This window comes from Persicitalea jodogahamensis (genome assembly GCF_014651615.1).
Classification (GTDB): domain Bacteria; phylum Bacteroidota; class Bacteroidia; order Cytophagales; family Spirosomataceae; genus Persicitalea; species Persicitalea jodogahamensis.
The window spans coordinates 641549-662685 of record NZ_BMXF01000001.1; the positions used below are offsets into that span (position 1 = coordinate 641549).

The following is a 21137-nucleotide window of genomic DNA, read 5'->3' on the forward strand; positions in this document are numbered from 1 at the left end:
AGGTCTCTATTCTGCCCTGTCATTTTATTATTTACCAATGAAAATTAAATCACCTATGACCGTACTGAAACACAAGGCAAAAAAGACTTTTATCAACGAAGATTTCCTGCTGCGGACCGAAACCGCCCGGCGGCTTTACCACGACTACGCCAAGGAAATGCCTATCATCGATTACCACTGCCACCTGCCGCCCGACCAGATCGCAGAGGATAAAATATTTGAGAACCTGACCCAGGCCTGGCTGTATGGCGACCACTACAAATGGCGGGCCATGCGATCCAATGGAATCAATGAGCGATTCTGCACGGGTGATGCTTCCGACTGGGAGAAGTTTGAGCAATGGGCGGCGACGGTTCCCTATACGATGCGCAACCCGCTCTACCACTGGACGCACCTGGAACTTCTGAGGTACTTTGACATCGACGTGATCCTGAATTCTGATTCAGCGCGGGATATTTACGAAGAATGCTCCGCCAAGTTGAGTAGCCCCGAATATAGCGTCAGGAATCTGCTGCGGAAGATGAACGTGAAAGTGGTATGCACCACCGACGACCCCACCGATACGCTGGAACATCACCAAACGATCAAGGACAGTGGCTTCGAAATCAAAGTGCTGCCTACCTTCCGGGCTGACAAGTCCATGCTGCTTATCGGCGATCCCGCGGAGTACCGGGCCTATATGGAAAAAATTTGCCAAATGGCGGGCTTGAGTAGCAACGACAGCTACGATGATCTGCTGGAAGCCCTGCAGAAGCGTCACGAGTTTTTCGCCAGGATGGGCGGACGCCTTTCTGACCACGGTCTGGAACATATATATGCCACGCAGTTCGACGACCAGCTGGCCTACGACGCGGCTTCCCAGGCCATAGCGGGCAGCGTTCCTGACAACGACGCGCAGAATGCCTACAAATCCACGCTGCTGTACGAACTGGCCAAAATGGATCACGCTGCGGGCTGGGTGCAACAGTTTCATCTCGGGGCATTGCGCAACAATAACTCGCGCGCTTTGCGCAACCTGGGTCCTGACACGGGTTGGGATTCCATTGGTGATTTCAGTCAGGCGCAGGCCCTCTCGAAGTTCATGGACAAGCTGGATTCGAGCGATCAACTGGCTAAGACAATACTTTATAACCTCAATTCCGGCGACAACGAGATGATCGCGACGATGGTAGGTAACTTCAACGACGGCAGCGTGGCGGGTAAAATCCAGTTTGGCTCGGGCTGGTGGTACCAGGATCAGAAGGACGGCATGGAAAAGCAAATGAATACGCTTTCCAACATGGGACTGCTCAGTCGTTTTGTGGGAATGCTCACCGACTCACGCAGCTTCCTGTCGTACCCGCGGCACGAGTACTTCCGCCGCATTCTGTGCAACCTCATCGGCACCGATGTCGAGAACGGCGAACTACCTAACGACATCCCCTGGTTGGGCAAAATGGTGCAGGACATCAGCTACAACAACGCGAGGGAATACTTCGGATTTTGAATAAAAAGATATATAAAAAGGCAGGGGCGAGCATTTGTGTTCGCCCCTGCCTTTTTATATTATTCTTGTTTGCCCTATTATTCAATCGATTATATTTGTAAATTGGTTGAATGATAGCGGATTTAACGATTTTGATGTGATGAGGAATTTATACGGAAAATGCGGGTTACTGGGAGTTTGCCTTATTCTGCTGTTGGGGCAGGCAACGGCGCAAACTACCTTTCTAAGGCAAAACTTTTCCGGAGCTGGCCCTTACACCTCAAAAGATCCGAACAATACCCAATTTGATACTATTTATGTTCAGGGCGGTGCCACTCTTCGTTTGGTGCCTCAACAAGGGTACGTGGAATTCGAAAGAACAGGTTCGTCGGGTTCAGGAAGTGGTAGAGTGGTTCGTTCGACAGATTTTAATCCGTACGTTCCCCAGACAATGTTTTATCAAGTACGCGTGACTGTACCTTCGGCTACTAGCAATCTGGCTAACGTTGCTACTTTCAACGTTGGGCAGAGTCTGTCTCCAAGCAATAATGCGGTTCCTGCCGACACAAGTCTTTTTGCAAAGGTTTCAGTCAATTTCCTAGGAGTCAATAACCTGTTTCAGTTCAGAAAGACGGGAAATAGTTCTTCTACCAGTGATGTTCTTAGTGGGTCTGTGCTAGTAACCTGGGTGATGAACAACACCTCCAGGGTACATTACTACCGTACACCTAACAATACAATTGATAGTCTGAATCCTCAGAGATGGGACTTCTGGATCGATAAGGTCAGATTCCTGGCGGGTACTCCACGCGTCTCCACTTTGCCAGTTCAATTATCTGATATCTCTTTTCGCTTTCAGGGTGGTGTGGGCATCATACGCCTTAGCGATTTTTTGATTCAGGACATCGAGGGCGTTAACCCCGTTAACCTTACGTACTTCAACGCCGATCCCATCAATAGCCAGGTGGAACTCAACTGGGAAACGGCCTGGGAGCAAAACAGCCGGGAGTTCATCGTGCAGCGCAGTAACGATCTGAAAGAGTTCGGAGACGTGGGGCGCGTGGCAGCAGCGGGTGAATCGGATGGTCGCCGGCAGTATGCTTTTACGGATTTTACCCCCCCGCCTGGCAACAATTACTACCGCCTGCGGATGGTGGATAAGGACAATACCTACGAATATTCGAATGTCAAGGACGTGATCGTGCGTCCCGGCCAACCCACGCTTTGGGTGGCTGCCAACCCCACTTCCGGTGAGCGGATTCGGGTCCGTAGCTCAGGTGTCGATGCTGCCGCGCTTAGGCTGACGACAATCATGGGGCAGGATGTAAGCTTCCGCCTCAACCAGAACAGCGATGGCTACACGGAATTGATCCCGGCGGTCAGGCTGGCGCCGGGTATGTACTTTCTTTCGCTTGATCAGGATGGTTTGCGAAAACACACCAAAGTGCTGGTGCATTGACCTACGCCAGGGGAAGCACAGGTTCCAGTTTTTCCGGCTTGATGTTGTCCAGGTTATAGTGTAGTCCTACATTCTCGCGCCGGGCCATAGCCATCTTGATAATCAGGTAGGATACCGTAATCATGTTTCGCAGTTCGCAGATCGCCACGGATACCTTCGACTCGCGATACAGTTGTTCGTGTTCTTCGTGCAGAAGCTGCAGGCGGTCGTAGGCGCGCTTCATCCGGCGGTTGGTACGGACGATGCCCACGTAGTTGGACATGATACTATTCAGCTCGCGCGTCATTTCCGTCACCAGTACCTGTTCTTCGGGATGCGACGTGCCGGAGTCGTCCCACTCGGGAATACCTTCGGGAATGACGGCTTTTTCGTAATATTCAATCGTACTCAGGTAGGCCCGATGGCCAAATACTGCCGCCTCTAACAATGAATTGGAGGCCAAACGGTTGGCTCCGTGCAGCCCCGTAGCAGAACATTCGCCTACAGCGTATAGGAACTGAATATTGGTCTGCCCCCATTCATTTGTCTTGATGCCTCCGCACATATAGTGTTGCGCCGGTACGACAGGAATCATGTCTTTCCGGACATCGATGCCAATGTTGAGGCAGTACTGATTGATGTTGGGAAAATGCTTTAAGAATTCTTCGTAGTCCAGATGCCGCACGTCCAGATAGACGTGCTCCACCCCGTGAGTCTTCATCTCTGAGTCGATGGCCCGGGCCACGATGTCGCGCGGCGCGAGCGACAGGCGTTCATCGTACTTGTCCATGAAAGTACTGCCGTCGGCGTGTTTCAGAATGCCGCCAAACCCCCGGACTGCCTCCGAAATCAGGAAAGAGGGTTTTTTGCCCGGCTGAAAAAGACTGGTAGGGTGGAATTGGATGAACTCCATGTTGTCGCAAATGCCTTTGGAGCGGTAGGCCATCGCAATGCCGTCACCCGTCGCAATCGTGGGGTTGGTGGTACTTTGGTAGATATTCCCAACACCACCCGTGGCAACCAAGGTAGTTTTAGCCAGAAATTTCTCTACCCGACTTGTTTCCAAATTCAGAACATAAGCGCCAAAGCACTTGATGTCTTCGCGGTACCGGTAGACCGTTTCGCCCAGATGGTGCTGGGTGAGGAACTCGACGGCATAGTAGTGCGTAAAAATCTCGATGTTTTTGTGCCGTCGTACTTCGCTCAGCAAAGCCCGTTCGATTTCGGCTCCGGTAATATCCTTGAAGTGCAGAATACGGTGGTCGGAGTGGCCGCCTTCTTTGGCCAGGTCATAGTCGCCGTCCTCTTCCTTGTCGAACCGGGTACCGTAGTCGATCAGCTCCTGAATGCGGTCGGGGCCTTCCTCCACCACGATTTCTACAATTTCACGCTTGTTGATGCCATCGCCCGCGTCCATCGTATCGCCGATATGCTTCTCGAAAGAATCGGATTCGGCCCACACGGCTGCGATGCCGCCCTGCGCGTATTTGGTATTGGTTTCGTCGGCCTGCACCTTGGTGATGACGGCGATGGAAACTTTTTCTTTCCCCTCAAAATGGCGCGCCAGTTTGGCGGCATAACTCAGCCCGGCGATGCCGGAGCCGATGACTAGAAAATCGAATTTTGGCATAGGGCCAATTTTGATTGAATGAATAAGGTCACGTAGACGACTCTATGCTGCCAGCCGCCTGAATGAATTGGAGGTAAAAGAGAGAAGTCAGTCCGCTACTTTGTAAACGCCCAGCTCACTCAAAACTACCACCTCGGGCGTTTTGGTAAAGCGAATGCGGATTTTTTCAGCAGTCACAGGAGTATCGAATTTGATCAGACGGCGGGCACCGATGCTGGTACCCGTGTGTATCTTCTTCCAGTCGTCGTTTTCCCAGGTGTCGATCTCGAACTCTTCCACGCGCTGGCCAAACTTGACGCTTTCCTGAATACTGATAAGATCGAACGTAGTGGGTTGCGAAAACTCCAAGTTCATGCTGGATTTCTTAAAATCATCGTCCGTCGTCCAGTAGCTGTCGGGGTTGTTGTCCACCAGATTTTTGGTACCATATATCGAATTATAGCCCCGCACGTTAATGGCGCGGATGTAGGCCGCCCGGGCCAGATTTTGGGCGTAAGTCTTTTGTAGCCGCTCGCCGAAGGTTTTCAGCGATGCCACGTCGGCGTCGCTGAGCAGGCCACGCGTGTCGGGGGCCAGGCCCAGGTCCAGGGCTGCACCGCGTCCGACGCTTTTTAAGTACAGATCAAAAAGCTCATCGGGCGACTTCGGTTGTTGATCCGGGTGATAAAACCAGCCCTTGCGCAGTGGCACGTCACATTCGGCCGGAATCCAGAACTTGCCGTCGCGCATTCCGGTGGGGCTGTCTTCGTAGTTGGCCTGGCCGGGTACGGCTTCGTTAACGCCCTTAGGGGGTTGGGGAGTGAAGGTAGCCCAATGCGTCTCGGCGGCAATTCCCTTCTCGTTGCCTACCCAGCGCACGTCCCAGCCTATGTCGCTGAAAATGTTGGCGCTCGGCTGTAACTTTCGGGTAAGGTTGGTCCAGGTGGAGTCCCACTGGTAGTAGGTCGTGTTGTCGATGGAACGTTTTTCTCTGGCACCGCCGTAGTAGCCGTCGCCACCGTTGGCGCCGTCGTGCCATGACATGAAGAGCGGACCGTAGTTCGTGTAGAGCTCTTCTAACTGGGCACGATAAATGGCCAGGTATTCAGGCGTGCCGTAAGCAGCGTTGTTGCGATCCCAGGGTGAACAGTACACACCGAATTTGAGGCCATTGGCACGGGCCGCATCGGCCACTTCTTTGACTAAGTCACCTTTCCCGCCTCGGAAAGGGCTTTTTGTGATGTTGTACTCCGTGGTTTTCGTAGGCCACAGACAAAAACCATCATGGTGCTTGGCTACCAGAATAATCGCCCGCAAGCCGCCTGCCTTGGCGGCCTGCACAATTTGATTGGCGTCGAATTCTTTGGGGTTGAAAATGGCAGGATCGGCGTCGCCGTAGCCCCATTCTTTGTTCTCAAAGGTAGTTGGTGTGAAGTGGATCAGGCCGTATTGCTCCACGGCATGCCATTCCAATTGGCGCGGCGATGGGGTAGGACCGTAAGGTTTAGGCGGTACTTGTGCCCAAAGGTATTGGCTGGCAAAAAGGAATACGATTAAAGTTTTTTTCATTAGATCGTTTAATCTGGGATTCGGGCCTAACGTAGGAATAAGGTAAATATAAAGATTATTTTTGAGGTAGTTGTTTCCACCCTCAGCCACTAGCCTAGGAGTCGATCCGGAACACGTAAGCGTACTTCTGGCCAAGAGCCTGAATTGTTTTTGCCGGAATTTCGATCAGTCCGTTCTTTACTACCAGTTTTTTATCGTTACCCAGCAACGTCACCTGGGCTTTGTCCGGAATTGCCAACCCATCGGGCTTTAACTTTCCGGGCATGGATTCGCCCACCTCGGTCAGGTAGGTAGCGTAGGTACTTTCGCCCTTCCGGGTATAGGCCCATTTGCCCCGGCGATACGGAGCCAGCGGCCGCGTTTCGTAGATCGATTCGCTGTTGACGTCCATCCATTCGCCTACTTCCGCCAGACGGGTGTAAGCCTCATCGTGCCATTCGCCGTCGGGACCGGGCGCAATATTCAGGAGCAAATTCCCTCCCTTGGCTACGATATCGACCAAAGTATGCACCAGTTGCCGGGCCGATTTGAAGTTTTCCTTTGGAACGTACGACCACGAACTACCCATCGTCATGCACGATTCCCACGGGATAGGCAGGTACTCATCCGGAATCTGTTGTTCGGGGGTTACGTAGTTTTCAAATTCGCCCGTGACGGTACGGTCCACTACCAATAATCCGGGCTGATGGCTGCGGGCCATTTTGGCGATGCGCGCCATGTCGATATCCTGTTCGTAAGGAATAGCTTTCTGCCAGCTGATATCCGGATCGATGGTACTATAAGGCCGGACCCATCCGCCATCGAGCCACAAAATGTCCACTGAGCCGTAGCCCGTCATAAGCTCCTCGATCTGATTGTAAGTAAAGTCCTGGAATTTTTTCCAAAGTTCAGGGTACTTCTTCGGGTCATAGGAAGTATTGCGATCTTTGGGCGGAAAGTAGGGCCACCAGTACGACTCCACGTTCCAGTCGGGCTTGGAAAAATAGGTGCCCGTCATGAAGCCCTCTTGCCGGAATGCTGACAAAATTTCCTTCGTGACGTTGCTGCGCGGATTGCTGGAAAAGGGCGATTTGGCGCTGGTAATTTTATAATCGGTCTGCCTGGTGTCGAACATGCAGAAGCCGTCGTGGTGCTTGGTAGTAAAAACCACGTACTTCATGCCCGCCCCCTTGGCCGCGGTCGCCCATTTTTCGGGGTTGAAGCGCGTGGGATTGAAGGTAGTTTGCAGATTTTCGTAGGCTTTTTTGTACTCGTACCAGTTGTCGGCATAAGGGCCTCGACGTTCGCACCAGCCCTCATCCTCCGGGCAAAGCGACCATGATTCCACGATTCCCCACTGACTGTAAGTACCCCAATGCATGAGCAAACCAAACTTTACGTCCTGCCACTGCGCCAGCTTGGCTTTAACTTTCTCGTCGGTTGGAGGGATGTACTTGGAGTGGCTCTGCTCGGAATGTTGTTGGGCCCGAATATTTTGGGTCAATCCTGTCACACAGACTAAACAGAGTAGAAAAAGTCCTTTTTTCATAATTTAACGCTTGCTTTGGCAATACTGGCCGGGGATTTTTTTAAAAAGTTTAATAAAAGAAACTCAATGTTATTAAGAAAATGCCAAACAGCCTGTGTTTGCAAACAAAGTTCTCAGAAGATTCTGGTTTAACTCATTCCCGTATCCGGGAATTATCCAGAATAACGTTCGCTGACCGCACCTTATGACAATCAAAGAATATATCACCTCCGAAGATACGGAATCCGCTCTGCGTTTTCTGTTGGGAGCTTCTTTGCCATTGTTGGTGAGTTTGGTATTAGGCTACAACGAGTTAGGGCTTTTCCTTTTCCTGGGCTGCACTTTCGTTTTTGGCATCGACATTCCGATCGCACTACCCAAAAAACTGGGCTTTATGCTTCTGTCGGGGGGGCTGTCGGCGCTGCTTTTTCTGGTATTCACCCAGGTGAAAGCGTACCCTCTGCTGAATGCCGTCATGCTTTTCGGTGTGCTGTTTGTCATCAATTTTCTTTCTCCTTTTAGTTCTAATTTCAGTATTGTAGCCCTGTTGCTCAACCTTTCGGTGATGATCGGGCTGAGTCTGGCGGCCACCGTTCCGACTTTGAGCGACGGTTTGCAGAAAGCGGGCTACCTGCTGCTGGGGGCATCGTGGTACATTTTGTACGCTTTATTAATGCACCCCTTACAGCGTCCCCGGCAGCTCCGGCGGCGCCTGCAGGATTGTCTGCGCCTGACAGCCGATTATTTTTCCATGCAGGATGGGCTTCTTCATTCAGACCGTCCTGGTGACGAGGTACTTTTAGCCCTGACCCAAAAGCAGGGAGGGATATTGGCCGCCCATCAGCAAATCCGGGAAGTACTACTGCGTGAACCCATGAACATCACCAATCCTGAGACATTCATGGGTAGGGCCACTCACTTTCTGGCCAATCTGGTGGATTTGCTCGAGTTGGCCACCGCCAGCGTTTCATCGCTGGAAGCCCTGCCCGACAGCCCCGAAAAAGAGAAAGCAAAACCCCTGCTGTTGACATTAAATGACAGTATCGCAGCGCAGCTTTTATTGCTGGAGGGCCGTTTGGTGGCAGGCGAGCAGGCTCCGTCTACCCGCGACCATGACGATGCGGCCGAACGGGCATTGCAAGAACTAACCCTATTTCTTGATGATCAGAAACAGTCTTTGCGTGGCTTGGTGCAGGTAGCAGAAAGCTACCGTTTATTACGTCGGGTTCAACGGAATGCGGAGCAGGAATTACGCTTGCTCCGTAACCTTCGCGATACGTTGGATCGTCGGGAAGTGCGCCTGGACCTGCCCGACGAAGGACTGCGGCGGTTCGCCCTGCGCGACACCATCGGCTGGAACTACCTGCGCAGCCATCTTTCTTTGCAATCGGGTTTTTTCAGGTACGCGCTTCGCATGGCCCTGACGGCCACCGGAGCTTATTTTCTGGCTGCTGCACTAGGTTTGGGAAATCCGAGCTGGGCGCTGTTGACTGTGCTGGTAATTCTAAAACCGGGGTTCAGCCTTTCCCGCGAGCGGCTCGCTCACCGAACCTACGGAACGCTGGTCGGACTGGCGGCGGGGCTGGCCATTTATTACCTTTTTCGGCCGGGATTGATTCTTAGCCTGGCGATATTTCTGATAGCGCAGTTTGGCGCCTTTTCATTTGTCAAACGGCAGTATGCGGTCACGACGGGTTTCTTTACCATTTTCATCCTTTTCTTTTACAGCTACTTGCAGCGGGGTTTCATGGATGCGGCCTACTACCGGCTGCTCGATACGCTGCTGGCTGCCGGACTATGCTGGCTGGCGATGCGCTTTGTCTTTCCGTTCTGGGAACTACAGAAACTACCCGGCGATGTAGCCTCGGCACTCCGCGCCAATCACGATCTCCTGAAAAATGTGCTCAATCAGGCAAGGACCGGCGAAAGCAATGTTACGGAGTACAAACTGTACCGCAAAACGGCTTTTCTTGAAACGGATGACCTGCTGAGTTCGTACCGCCTCGCTCAGGCCGAAACGCCCCGACAAACCGAATTGCTGGGAAATGCGCAGCGAATTGCCTTGTTGATCTACACTCAGCTTTCGCTTATTACCAATCTTGGTTTATTTCTAAAAAGAAACCCCGATTATCGCCGCCTAGACACAAGGGTGAATAATTCTCTACAAGAAGCCATGAATGGGATCGATTCGCTGCTATCCCAGCCCTACCTGGATGCTGACGAGGAGGCAGCAGACGACTCGGAAGAAATGAGCCGCCGCCAGCTGGAAATTGAGGAGCTTTTGCGTACCGATAGCCGGCAATACTTACCCAGGGCCTACGATTTATTCTGGCTGGAGAGCGCCCACAAACTGAAAGTGATTACCCACAAACTCAGGAAAAAGCTAAATCAGAAGCCGGAAGTCACGAGTGCCGACTGACTACGTTAGTATCGCTGAGGCTTAGGTACCTTGCATTTCAACAAAAAACTATTTTCTTCGTTGAAAGTTTGTTACACTCCCTTTTAACCTATCCCATCACTGAATGAAAAGCTTTCTCTCTCCCAAAACCTGGCTGCTGCTGCTGGTAGTTGCCGCCCCCACGCTGGCCCAGACAGACCTCTCTAAGCCGATTCCCCTTGATCCCAATGTGAAAATCGGTAAACTCGCCAATGGCTTGACTTACTACATCCGCAAGAATGTAGAGCCTAAAGACCGCGCCGAACTGCGGCTGGCGATCAAGGCGGGTTCTGTCCTTGAGACCGATGAGCAGCAAGGGCTGGCTCACTTCATGGAGCACATGAACTTCAACGGCACCAAGAATTTTCCCAAAAATGAACTGGTCGATTTCCTGCAAAAATCCGGCGTTCGCTTTGGAGCCGACCTCAATGCCTACACGGGTTTCGACGAAACGGTCTATATGTTGCCGATCCCCACGGACTCGGCGGGACTGCTTGAAAAGGGATTGCAGGTACTGGAAGACTGGGCGCACAATGCGCTGTTTGATCCCGAAGAAGTGGAGAAAGAACGCGGCGTGGTACTGGAAGAGTCGCGCTCGGGCCGGGGTGCGCAGCAGCGGATGCGCGATCAGTATTTCAAAATGATCCTCAACAATTCGCGCTACGCCGACCGTCTGCCCATCGGTAAAGATGAAGTTTTGAAGAACTTCAAACCCGAAGTCCTGAAGCAATTCCACACCGACTGGTACCGCCCTGACTTAATGGCGGTCATTGCCGTGGGTGATTTTGATCCTGCCAAGGTCGAGCAGATCATCAAGGACAAGTTTGGCAGCATTCCGATGCCCAAGTCGCCCAAGAAGCGGACCGAGTACAAAATTCCGCTCGACGGGGCCACGAATGTGGCGATTGTAACCGACGCCGAGCAGCCCCAAAATCTGGTGCAGGTGATTTATAAACAGCCTGAGTTCACCGAAAAGACCCTGAAAGATACCCGCACGGAATTGACCTTCCGACTTTTCAATGCCATGCTCGGCACGCGCATGCAGGAGCTTACGCAACAGGCCGATCCGCCTTTCCTGTTTGGAACGGGTAGTTACGGGGGCTTCCTGGGCGACCTCGACGCCTTCACCTCCGTGGCTCTCGCCAAAAGTGCCGATGGCGTGGAACGCGCTTTGAAAACGTTGCTCGAGGAAAATGTCCGCGTGCAAAAATTTGGCTTCACGCAGTCGGAACTCGACCGGGCCAAAAGCTCCTACTTGAATGGTATAGAACGAAGTCTGGCGGAAAAAGATAAGACCCGCTCGGACCGTTACGTGCAGGCCTACATCGATAACTTCCTGAACGAAAGTTCGATCATGGGTATCGTGTATTACTCCGGCTTTGTCAAGAAAGAAATCGAGGGTGTCAAGCTGGCGGAGATCAACAAACTTGCCAGTCAGTTTATCACCGACAAGAACCGCGCAGTAGTGATTCTGGGTCCCGAGAAGGCCAAAGATGAACTTCCCACCGAGGCAAAGGTGAAAGAAATGCTCGCCACGGCGGGTAAGGACGTGACGGCCTATGTGGACGACACCAAAGACGAGCCATTATTGCCCACTGAACCGAAAGGCACGAAGGTTGTATCAGAGAAAAAACTGGACGAACGCCTAGGCGTTACCGAACTCACGTTGGGCAACGGCGTGAAGGTACTTTTAAAGCCAACCGACTTCAAGAACGATCAAATCCTGTTCAAAGCCACGGGAAAGGGAGGTACTTCGCTGTTTCCCAAAGATCTGGAAACGGGTGATTTCGCCAGCTACCTCATTGGCTCGGGTGGCGCGGGTAGTTATAGCCAGACGCAGTTGCAGAAGTACCTTGCCGGCAAAACCGTCAGCGTGCGCCCTTACGTGACTGAACTCTCCGAAGGCGTGACGGGTAGTACCAACCCGAAAGACCTTGAAACCGCCCTGCAACTAATGTACGCCTACTTCACCGCGCCCCGTAAGGACGAGCCCGTGGCGCAGGGGATTTTGTCCAGCCAGAAATCGTACCTGGAGAACATGATGAAAACACCGACGCCGGAGAAGATTTTTTCGGATACGCTGAATGCTGTGATGACCAACTACGACCCGCGCAGCGAGCCGCTAACGCCCGAGCGTGTGGACAAAGTGAACCTCGATCGGGCCATGGAGATTTACAAAGACCGCTTCAAAGACGCCTCCGATTTTGTGTTTACTTTCGTCGGAGCCTTTAAGGTGGACGAAATCAAGCCGATGATCGAAAAGTACATCGGCGGACTACCTTCGACCGACCGCAACGATACCTACGATGACCCGGATATTCGTCCGATGAAGGGACGTGTGGAAAAAACGGTTTACATGGGGGTGGAGCCCAAAAGTCGTGTAGCGCTGGCATATACGGGCGAGTATGACTATACTCCCGAAAATAACGTGCAGATTGAGGCTTTACAGGAAGTGTTGCAAATCAAACTCATTGAGGCGCTCCGCGAGGAAGAAAGCGGCGTGTACGGCGTGAGCGTTTCGGAATCTACGGATAAGTACCCCAACGGCCACTACCGGATGATGATCGGCTTCGGCTGCGCTCCTGAAAACGTGGACAAGCTCATTCAACGCACCAAGGAGGAGATCGAGAAGCTTAAAAAGAACGGGGCCGAACCCAAGGATATCGAAAAGTTCGTGGCCGAAACGCAGCGCCAAACGCAGGTGAGCCTGAAAACCAACGAGTTTTGGCGTGGCTACCTCGATAACAGTCTATTCGAAGACGAAGACCTGACCGAGGTTTTTAACGAAGAAAAACACCTGAAAGAAGTGACCGTTGCTAGTACCAAAGCCGCCGCGCAAAAGTACTTGGACGACAGTAATTTTATTAAGGTAGTGCTGATGCCGGAGAAGAAGTAGTTTGGCTGTCGGCTGTCGGCTGTCGGCTGTCGGCTGTCGGCCTTTTCATTTGAGTACCGAAGGCTCCGTTTTTAGCGGAGCCTTTGCTTTTTTAGTCTTCAAAATCTTCCTCAGGATTTGGTCGATACTTCATCTGCAATCCTACCAGAAAATTGCGCAGGATTTGATCTTTACAATCGCGATAGCGCGGATTGTCGGGCTTGCGGAAAAACGCACTGATTTCGTGCTTGCTGATGTGGAAACCGACTAACGCAAATACGTCGAGCATATCGGTATCGTTCATACTCAGGGCGATTTTTAGCTTGCGCAGCACGAGGTTGTTGTTGGTCTTCTTCTCGGCCTTCGGCTCTTCGCCATCTTTTTTGCCGCGCTTGTCCACGATAAAGCCGTTGAGGAAAGTCGCCAGCATCACGTCTCGGAGTGGTTGAAAATTTTCGTCCTCCTCGCGTTTCAGCCAGTCGCTCACTTCGGCGCGGGTCGCTTCGTACCCGCCTTTGTCGAAAAGTACCATCATGGCGTGGTCGTCGAGGTCGAAGGCGTAGCGCAGGCGGCGGAGGGTGTCGTTGTTGTTCATAGGGGTGTGGTCTTCGGCTTCGCTCAGACTGACAAGGGTTTCGGGCGGGCTGAGACACCTGTTCCGTATTTTTTATGTGAAGTGTTATTGAGACACTCGGCTAGCGGGTGTAGCAAATCCCAGTTGTCCTGAATGATTGCTTCTTTCTTTTTTCTGCTCCATCCCTTTACTTGTTTCTCAAATGCGATGGCTTGATCTATGTACTTAAACTCTCTATTGAAAACTATTTCCACAGGTCTGCGGCTGTGAGTGTAGGAATCAGGGTTATGTCCTGATTGATGTTCTATCAATCTTCGGTCGAGATCGTTTGTGACGCCAGTGTAGTAGCTATCGTCAGCGCATTTAAGAATGTATACAAAGTACCTGTGCATAATTTTTAAGTAAAGTTATGACTTTTTCTTTTGGAGGGACTGTCTTTGGCCGCTGGGCGGCTTCGGGATCTTGTCATGCTGAGCGGAGCCGAAGCATTACCACCAAATCCAATAAATCACACAAAATAACCCTACCACCCCGATCGCCCCGTACCGGAACGACGGCGCAACCCTGAACCACTCCCGCTTGACCATAAAAGCATTCGGGTTATCCTTCCCGCCCGATTGGATAAGGCTGATGGTGACGTGAACCAGCGAGCAAATCCAGAATACGACCCCCATGCGGTTGAGGAAGGGGAAGGCCGGGAACTGGTACTCGATGAAAGCCGACAGTGCCACGCTAAGAATTGCAGCAACCAAAGCGCCGTTGGCGGTGGCTTTTTTCCAGAAGAAACCCAATAGGAAAATACTCAGGATACCCGGCGAGATATAGCCCGTATACACCTGAATGTATTCGAAGGCCTGCCCGAAGTTGCGCAGCAGCGGACTGACCAGCAATGCGATGATGAAGGCAACCACAATGGCCACGCGGCCCGTCCAGACGGTTTGTTTTTCGCTCATGCCGGGTTGGAAAAACTTCTTGTGAATATCCAGCATGTAAATGGTCGAAATACTGTTGGCTTTACCCGCCAGACTCGCCACGATGGCGGCGGTGAGGGCAGCGAAGGCCAGGCCCTTCAAGCCCGTTGGCAGTAAGTTGAGCAGGACGGGATAGGCGTTGTCGGGCTTCACAATGTTGTTGTCAGTAATGCCACCGATGATAGCCGGATCGGCGTTTTCCTGAAAAAGTACGTAAGCGGCAAGGCCCGGCAGAACTACGATGAGCGGCATAAACATTTTGAGCACCGAGGCGAAAAGCAACCCGCTGCGGGCCGTTTTGAGGTCGGCCCCGAGGGCGCGTTGGGTGATGTACTGGTTGCAGCCGAAGTAGTTGAGATTATTGACAAACTGTCCGCCGATGATAAACATCATCACGCCGGGTAGTTGGTTGTAGGCGTCGATGAAGCCGCCTCGGCCGTCGTGGACACTGTACTCACCGGGCGTGAAAATCATGTGCAGGTGGCTGTCGGCCTTCTGAGCGATCATGCTCAGGCCCTCAAACACGCCCGCTCCCGTTCCAACTCGGTCGGAAAGCAAGCCCAGCGCCAAATAAGTAGTCGCCAGGCCGCCAAAAATCAGACAAACTACCTGAATGACGTCCGTATAACCGATGACTTTCATGCCCCCCAAGGTGATGACGATGGCGAAGATTACCAGAAAGGTAGCACAAAGCATGAAGCCAAAACCCGTCATTTTTTCCAAACTCAATGCCCCGAGGTAGATAATGGATGTCATGTTGACGAAAATGTACAGGAACAGCCAAAACACCGCCATAATCGTCGCCAGCCGGGTATCGTAGCGCCGCGCCAGGAACTGCGGCATCGTAAAAATATCGTTCTTGAGGTACATGGGCAGAAAGTACACTGCCACGATCAGCAGTGACACCGCACCGAATAATTCATATACTGAAATAGCAATTCCCAGTTGAAACGCCTGTCCGCTCATGCCGATGAACTGCTCCGCCGAAATGTTAGAAGCAATGATGGACGCGCCAATGGCCCACCACGTCAGCGAGCCTTCGGCCAGGAAGAAATCCTTGGCGCTGTCGCCATTCTGCTTGCCCTTGTGGGTGTAGACCCAATAGCCGTAGCTGGCAACTATGACGAAGTAAACGAGAAAAATGGCGTAATCGAGCGTTTGTAAGCCGAGGGTCATCGAGGAAGGAGTTTATCCAGGTTTTTAGTACAAAGCACTATTGCCCTCTCAGTTAATACTCTGCTCGTAAAATAATGCATTTGCCCACCGATTAGGGAGTTTTGAGCCATTCTTCTGAACGATAAAAACACAAAAAGCCGACGCATGGCGCGCCGGCTTTTTTACTCGTGCTCTCGACTCAGTCCGCGAATTACTCTGGCATTGCCACCGTGTCGATCACGTGAATGACACCATTGGACTGGTAGACGTCCTTGATGGTGACGGTGGAAGTACCTCCTTTCTCGTCCATCAGCATCAGTTTCTTGCCTTTCATCATGGCCGTCAAGGTTCCGCCCTCTACGGTCTTGAAAGTGGCTTTTCCGTTGCCTTCCTTAATGGCAGCAGCGATGGCTTGCGAATCCATCATGCCCGGTACGACGTGGTAGGTCAGGATCGTGGTTAATGTGGCCTTGTTTTCAGGTTTTACCAAAGTCTCGACAGTGCCTGCGGGTAGTTTGTCGAACGCCTTATTCGTTGGTGCAAACACCGTGAAAGGACCGGCTCCCTGCAACGTTTCCACCAAGCCGGCGGCTTTAACGGCGGCCACCAGCGTAGTGTGGTCTTTGGAATTGACGGCGTTTTCGACGATGTTCTTAGTAGGGTACATCGCAGCTCCGCCCACTTCCACGGTTTTCATGTTTCCCTGCGCAAATGAGACATTGGCAACAAATAGGGCCGCGACAAAAAATGCTAATTTTTTCATAATGCAATTCGGTTTTGTAATGGATGATTTTTAGTTTGTTGATTTATGGCTCCACTTACGCCTTGTTTTTTCCGGCGGATTTTATTGGAGTGTTTATTTGAAAAAATAAATACTCATAGTATTGAAATTGAGTGCTTTATGAATCAATATAATTCAAGAAAGAGTTTGGGAAGCAGCTACACTCAATGAAAAAAGGGGATGTCCACCGGACATCCCCTCTGAAAAACTACATCCGTACCCTATGCGGAGTCACCTCGCCCCAGGCTCTTCATTACCGATATGAATGATCGCTATTTCTGGCAGATGAATGAGCGCAGTCATCGCGTCGGTGCTCCGGCGAGACAGCCGGTAAGCCGTTCCTTTCTTGGTTGGAAAGTAAAGGTTGGATTTCGAATAAGGACGTTGGTCGTTTTCTGGTCGAGCCTACTTTTCGCTGCGTTGCCCTGGTCTTTTCTTTTGTCCGAACTTTATTACAAAGTCAACATAAGGGAAAGCGAAGAAGGGGGCATCTTCACCGACGGGTACCCAAAGGGCCAAATCCACGGCCATTTTTTCTCCGAAAAACCGTACACCGCCCGACAAAATACCGACGCCCGAATCGCCCTGGCGGGGAATGATAATCCAGTTTTCAGTCACGACGCCTACCTTTCGGCCCAGTCGCGACATGTAGCTCAGGTTGATGACGGGGCTGGCGCTGATTTCTCCCTGCGCAAAGCCCCAACCCAGGCCCACGGAGCCGTTTCGCTCGGCTCCGCCGATGGTCATGATACCATATCCCACACCGGCGAAATTGGTTTCTATGCCGTCTTTACGCTGTACTCCTGTCTGAATGTCAAAATCATAAGTACGATTGAAAACACCAATGGCTAGCGCTCCGATTCCAAACGTTACCTTTGATTGGGTAGGAAAACTAACTTTGGGAGTTAAGAAAAGTACCTGCCAGTCGCGGAAAGTGGGATTCAGGACAAAACCTCCGCCCATCGTGAAATGATCCGTGATACCCACTTCCACGGAATTGAGGAGAAGCAGAGAATTCTGGTAGTAGCCTTCGCCCTTGCTCAGCGATAGAGCCGAGGGCGCAAACAGGTAGCGGGTATAATGTGGATTGTTGAACCAGTACCTGCCTTTGTTATAGAAGCCGTTATCGTTTTTTTCGATGCTCTCTATCTTATCCGCCGTCACAGCGATCTCCCCCAGATTGTCAGTTCTGATCCGCGCACCCACGGGCGACTCGGATAGCAGCACGCCACGCAGCTGGGTGCCGTCTTTGAGGAAAATGACAGCGTTCACGGGAAAGGCGACGGTCGAATCGAGGTCCTGGGCCCGGGCACTCGCAGCCGTAAAAACGGCAAACAGCAGCAGGGTGAGAATGCGAGCTATCATAGCGCTTTTTTGTGATAAAACTACGGAGAAAACTCGTGTCTTAACCTAACAATTGCTCATTATTTTTTGTAAATATCAGGCCAAGCATACGCCTTTTTTATTTTCTCAAAAGAGAAGGGAGCAAGACTACCCCATTGGAACTGCCATTGCTTGTCTTACAAACCAATCGTACTTTTGCTCAATGCTCCAAGATCAATTCAATCTTGCAAAAATGAACTATAAACTACTCGGAATGACCCTGCTTACCGCCACGCTACTCCACCCCGACGGAGAGGCGCAAAAAATAAACTACCCGACCACCAAAAAAATCGACCATGTGGACGACTACCACGGTACCAAAGTCGCCGATCCTTACCGCTGGCTGGAAGACGACCGCTCTGACGAGACAGCCGCCTGGGTCAAGGCCGAGAACGAGGTGACGTTCGGGTATCTGGGCAAGATTCCCTTCAAACAGAAGATTTTTGACGACCTGGAAAAGGCCTACAACTACCCCAAGTTCTCGGCTCCCCGCAAGAAAGGCGACTACTTCTATTTTTATAAAAACGACGGTCTGCAAAACCAATCGGTGCTGTATCGGCAGAAGGGGCTAAACGGGACACCCGAGGTAGTATTGGACCCCAATCAACTCTCCGCCGATGGCACTACACGGCTTACGGTGTTCAGCCTGTCGAAAAATGGCAACTACGCCGTCTGCGGTTTCTCGCAGGGCGGCTCCGACTGGCAGGAATACCAGGTCATGGACATGAAAACTCTGAGAATGCTGTCCGACAAGGTAGAATGGGTGAAAGTATCGGGTGCAGCCTGGCAGGGGGATGGTTTTTATTACAGCCGCTATCCCAAGCCTGAGGGCAGTGCGCTGGCCGCTAAAAATGAGAATCACCAGGTATTTTACCACAAAGTGGGTACGGCGCAGTCCAGCGATAAGCTGATTTACGAAGACCCAACCAATCCGCAACGCTTTCACACGGTCAGTACTACGGAGGATGAGCAATATGCTTCACTCTACCTGAGTGATCGGGGCAAAGGTCTGGATGGCAATGGCCTGTGGGTAATGAAGCGCGGTGAAGCCAAATTCACGCCTATCAAAGAAGAAATCACCGACTTTTCGTACAGCATTGTCGAGAACATTGACGGCGGCTTCCTGATCGAAACCAACGAAAACGCTCCCAACGGGAAAGTGATGAAGTACATCACCAAAACCCAAGACTGGCAGCCTTTCCTGCCCGAAAAAGCCGAGCCGCTCCTAAGCGCAGGTACCGCCGGGGGCAAGCTATTCGCCGAGTACTCTAAAGATGTCACCTCGCGCGTCTATGTCTATGACATGCAAGGCAAAATGCAGAATGAGGTCAAACTACCCGGCCTGGGGTCGGCGGGGGGCTTTGGTGGCGAGCAGGACGATAAGTTTGTGTTTTACACCTATACCTCTTTCAACTACCCACCGACGATCTTCCGCTACGACATTGCTTCGGAGAAAAGCAGCATTTTCCGTGAGCCGGAGGTTAGCTTTAAGCCCGAGGACTACGAAACCAAGCAGGTTTTCTATCCCAGCAAGGACGGTACCAAAATCCCGGCCTTTATCGTGTATAAAAAAGGCCTGAAAATGGACGGCAAGAACCCGACAGTTTTGTACGGCTATGGTGGCTTCAACATCAGCCTACCGCCATCGTTCAGCCCGACGCGCATTCCATTTCTGGACCAGGGTGGTATTTTCGTACAAGCCAACCTGCGCGGCGGTAGCGAGTACGGCGAAACCTGGCACGAACAGGGCATGAAGCTCAACAAGCAAAATGTGTTCGACGATTTCATTGCCGCCGCCGAGTACCTTGTCAAGGAGAAATACACCTCGCCCGATTACCTGGCCGTGCAGGGCGGCTCCAACGGAGGGCTTCTCGTGGGAGCTGTAGTTAATCAACGGCCCGAACTATTTAAAGTGGCTCTGCCCGCCGTGGGCGTGATGGACATGCTGCGTTTCCACAAGTTTACCATCGGCTGGAACTGGATCGCCGACTACGGCAGCAGCGACAACGCCGACGAGTTCGCGTATCAGTACAAGTACTCGCCTTTGCATAATATCAAGGAGGGCGGGAAGTACCCCGCTACACTCATCACCACTGCCGACCACGACGACCGCGTAGTGCCCGCGCACTCATTCAAGTACGCTGCGACATTGCAGGAAAAAGCGGGCGCATCGTCCACCAACCCATTATTGATCCGGATCGATACAAACTCGGGCCACGGCGCCAGCAATACCAAGAAGGCCCTGGAAACCACGGCGGATTTGTACGCTTTTGTTTTCAAAAATATGGGACTGGTCTGGAAGTGAGGAGGGGAATCTTTATTTCGTGCCTGGAGCATAAAGAAATAGCATCATGTTAATCTCAAAAAATGTAAGAATAGGCCGCATCATATCGGGAACGGGGCGGTACGCTGCGTTGGATTTATTGATATGTGTTGCGGCGTTTTTGGTTAATGAATACGTGGTCAGCCGCTATTTTGTATTTCCGGCGGTTATCCCTACCATCCTGGGTACTGCCCTTGCTTTTTTTGTCGGTTTCAATAACAATCAGTCCTATGATCGCTGGTGGGAGGCCCGGAAAATTTGGGGAGCAATCGTCAACGACTCCCGCACCTGGGCCAGACAAATCATTCAGTACACTACCTCCTCAGAGAGTCTATCCGAAGCGGAACTCCTTAGTCTGAGGCGCATCGCGGTCAAGCGACACATTGCTTTTCTGTATGCGCTGAAAAAGAATCTGCGGAAGTCAGGTGTCTCTGAGCACGATAAATTCATTGATCCAGAGGAGTTCGCCTACGTAGAAAAAGACATGAATGTTCCCAACGCCATTCTCTCTTACCAGTCGAAGCTCGTGGAAGATCTATACAAAAGGGAAGCCATCGACGGATTCCAGTTTATGGAAATGAACCGGATGGTTGTCAATTTCTGCGATGAAATGGGTAAGTCCGAACGCATTGCCAATACGGTCTTTCCTACTACATACAACTACTACACCCGTTCTTTTATCTGGATTTTCATAATCAGCACGACCATGGTAACCGCCAATTCCATCGGCCCTTGGTCTGTATTGTTTGGAGCGTTGGTCGGTTATGTCTTCCTGACCACCCACTCGGTAGGTCAGGCGTTGGTCAACCCATTCGAGCCATTGCCTACCGGAGTGCCACTGGATCAGATCACCCGGACCATCGAGATAAATCTGCTGCAAATGCTGGGAGAAACCGATATTCCGGAGCCTGTACAGAGTGTCGATGGGGAATATGTGCTTTGAGCTTTTAAAAATTCTTAACAAAAAATCGAAATCAATTCAGGCTCACAGGCGTTTAGGTTATCGAAAAACCAAGTATCATTGCACCAACAACAGTTAATGCATCAACC

At 51.6% G+C, this 21137-nt stretch carries 14 protein-coding genes; 6 read left to right on the top strand and 8 right to left on the bottom strand.

The window, feature by feature from the left end:
- Positions 1 to 37: 37 nt before the first annotated feature.
- Positions 38 to 1486 (top strand): glucuronate isomerase, encoded by a 1449-nt coding sequence (gene uxaC, locus IE117_RS02635; protein WP_229580221.1) that lies wholly within the window; start codon positions 38 to 40, stop codon positions 1484 to 1486.
- A gap of 670 nt (positions 1487 to 2156) precedes the next feature.
- Positions 2157 to 2924, top strand: a complete 768-nt coding sequence (locus IE117_RS02640) for a T9SS type A sorting domain-containing protein (protein ID WP_189562790.1) — start codon at positions 2157 to 2159, stop codon at positions 2922 to 2924.
- 1 nt (position 2925) lies between these two features.
- Here the strand turns inward: IE117_RS02640 and nadB are convergent, their stop codons facing one another.
- The 3 genes from nadB to IE117_RS02655 all read right to left on the bottom strand — a co-directional run bounded on the left by nadB (position 2926) and on the right by IE117_RS02655 (position 7609).
- Positions 2926 to 4533 carry an L-aspartate oxidase gene (nadB, locus tag IE117_RS02645; protein WP_189562791.1) on the bottom strand — a complete coding sequence of 536 codons (1608 nt, stop codon included), beginning with the start codon at positions 4531 to 4533 and terminating at the stop codon, positions 2926 to 2928.
- Between the two features lie 87 nt (positions 4534 to 4620).
- Positions 4621 to 6081 (bottom strand): alpha-L-fucosidase, encoded by a 1461-nt coding sequence (locus IE117_RS02650; protein ID WP_189562792.1) that lies wholly within the window; start codon positions 6079 to 6081, stop codon positions 4621 to 4623.
- A gap of 94 nt (positions 6082 to 6175) precedes the next feature.
- Entirely contained in the window at positions 6176 to 7609 is a 1434-nt protein-coding gene (locus IE117_RS02655) for an alpha-L-fucosidase (RefSeq protein WP_189562793.1), read from the bottom strand.
- A 184-nt stretch (positions 7610 to 7793) separates the two neighbouring features.
- On the opposite strand from IE117_RS02655, the gene IE117_RS02660 reads away from it, so the two are divergent.
- Both IE117_RS02660 and IE117_RS02665 read left to right on the top strand, forming a co-directional pair.
- The gene (locus IE117_RS02660; RefSeq protein WP_189562794.1) at positions 7794 to 10007 is read left to right on the top strand and encodes an FUSC family protein; all 2214 of its coding nucleotides are present in this window, start codon (positions 7794 to 7796) and stop codon (positions 10005 to 10007) included.
- Between the two features lie 103 nt (positions 10008 to 10110).
- Complete coding sequence (locus IE117_RS02665; protein WP_189562795.1) at positions 10111 to 12921, top strand: M16 family metallopeptidase; 2811 nt, start codon at positions 10111 to 10113, stop codon at positions 12919 to 12921.
- A 91-nt stretch (positions 12922 to 13012) separates the two neighbouring features.
- Here IE117_RS02665 and IE117_RS02670 read toward each other — a convergent pair whose 3' ends face one another.
- From IE117_RS02670 to IE117_RS02690, 5 genes are all read right to left on the bottom strand, one after another.
- Positions 13013 to 13495: a YehS family protein gene (locus IE117_RS02670; RefSeq protein WP_189562796.1), complete on the bottom strand. Its 483-nt coding sequence runs from the start codon at positions 13493 to 13495 to the stop codon at positions 13013 to 13015.
- A 23-nt stretch (positions 13496 to 13518) separates the two neighbouring features.
- Entirely contained in the window at positions 13519 to 13866 is a 348-nt protein-coding gene (locus IE117_RS02675) for a GIY-YIG nuclease family protein (protein ID WP_189562797.1), read from the bottom strand.
- Between the two features lie 96 nt (positions 13867 to 13962).
- Positions 13963 to 15621, bottom strand: a complete 1659-nt coding sequence (locus IE117_RS02680) for a sodium/sugar symporter (RefSeq protein WP_189562798.1) — start codon at positions 15619 to 15621, stop codon at positions 13963 to 13965.
- Positions 15622 to 15811: 190 nt separating this feature from the next.
- The gene (locus IE117_RS02685) at positions 15812 to 16363 is read right to left on the bottom strand and encodes a fasciclin domain-containing protein (RefSeq protein ID WP_189562799.1); all 552 of its coding nucleotides are present in this window, start codon (positions 16361 to 16363) and stop codon (positions 15812 to 15814) included.
- Between the two features lie 423 nt (positions 16364 to 16786).
- Entirely contained in the window at positions 16787 to 17746 is a 960-nt protein-coding gene (locus IE117_RS02690) for a hypothetical protein (RefSeq protein WP_189562800.1), read from the bottom strand.
- A gap of 232 nt (positions 17747 to 17978) precedes the next feature.
- Between IE117_RS02690 and IE117_RS02695 the strand changes: the two genes are divergently transcribed.
- Together IE117_RS02695 and IE117_RS02700 are read left to right on the top strand one after the other, a co-directional pair.
- Positions 17979 to 20069, top strand: a complete 2091-nt coding sequence (locus IE117_RS02695; RefSeq protein ID WP_229580626.1) for a prolyl oligopeptidase family serine peptidase — start codon at positions 17979 to 17981, stop codon at positions 20067 to 20069.
- A 46-nt stretch (positions 20070 to 20115) separates the two neighbouring features.
- Positions 20116 to 21030 carry a bestrophin family protein gene (locus IE117_RS02700; RefSeq protein ID WP_189562802.1) on the top strand — a complete coding sequence of 305 codons (915 nt, stop codon included), beginning with the start codon at positions 20116 to 20118 and terminating at the stop codon, positions 21028 to 21030.
- The last annotated feature ends 107 nt before the right edge of the window (positions 21031 to 21137 follow it).

What these genes read in the sequence shown, in the direction of transcription:
- IE117_RS02640 (WP_189562790.1), top strand. Translation starts at nt 2,157, where the DNA reads ATGAACAACACCTCCAGGGTACATTACTACCGTACACCTAACAATACA.
- IE117_RS02650 (WP_189562792.1), bottom strand. Translation starts at nt 6,081, where the DNA reads ATGAAAAAAACTTTAATCGTATTCCTTTTTGCCAGCCAATACCTTTGG.
- uxaC (WP_229580221.1), top strand. Translation starts at nt 38, where the DNA reads ATGAAAATTAAATCACCTATGACCGTACTGAAACACAAGGCAAAAAAG.
- IE117_RS02685 (WP_189562799.1), bottom strand. Translation starts at nt 16,363, where the DNA reads ATGAAAAAATTAGCATTTTTTGTCGCGGCCCTATTTGTTGCCAATGTC.
- IE117_RS02695 (WP_229580626.1), top strand. Translation starts at nt 17,979, where the DNA reads ATGACCCTGCTTACCGCCACGCTACTCCACCCCGACGGAGAGGCGCAA.
- IE117_RS02680 (WP_189562798.1), bottom strand. Translation starts at nt 15,621, where the DNA reads ATGACCCTCGGCTTACAAACGCTCGATTACGCCATTTTTCTCGTTTAC.
- IE117_RS02690 (WP_189562800.1), bottom strand. Translation starts at nt 17,746, where the DNA reads ATGATAGCTCGCATTCTCACCCTGCTGCTGTTTGCCGTTTTTACGGCT.
- nadB (WP_189562791.1), bottom strand. Translation starts at nt 4,533, where the DNA reads ATGCCAAAATTCGATTTTCTAGTCATCGGCTCCGGCATCGCCGGGCTG.
- IE117_RS02655 (WP_189562793.1), bottom strand. Translation starts at nt 7,609, where the DNA reads ATGAAAAAAGGACTTTTTCTACTCTGTTTAGTCTGTGTGACAGGATTG.
- IE117_RS02665 (WP_189562795.1), top strand. Translation starts at nt 10,111, where the DNA reads ATGAAAAGCTTTCTCTCTCCCAAAACCTGGCTGCTGCTGCTGGTAGTT.
- IE117_RS02670 (WP_189562796.1), bottom strand. Translation starts at nt 13,495, where the DNA reads ATGAACAACAACGACACCCTCCGCCGCCTGCGCTACGCCTTCGACCTC.
- IE117_RS02675 (WP_189562797.1), bottom strand. Translation starts at nt 13,866, where the DNA reads ATGCACAGGTACTTTGTATACATTCTTAAATGCGCTGACGATAGCTAC.
- IE117_RS02660 (WP_189562794.1), top strand. Translation starts at nt 7,794, where the DNA reads ATGACAATCAAAGAATATATCACCTCCGAAGATACGGAATCCGCTCTG.
- IE117_RS02700 (WP_189562802.1), top strand. Translation starts at nt 20,116, where the DNA reads ATGTTAATCTCAAAAAATGTAAGAATAGGCCGCATCATATCGGGAACG.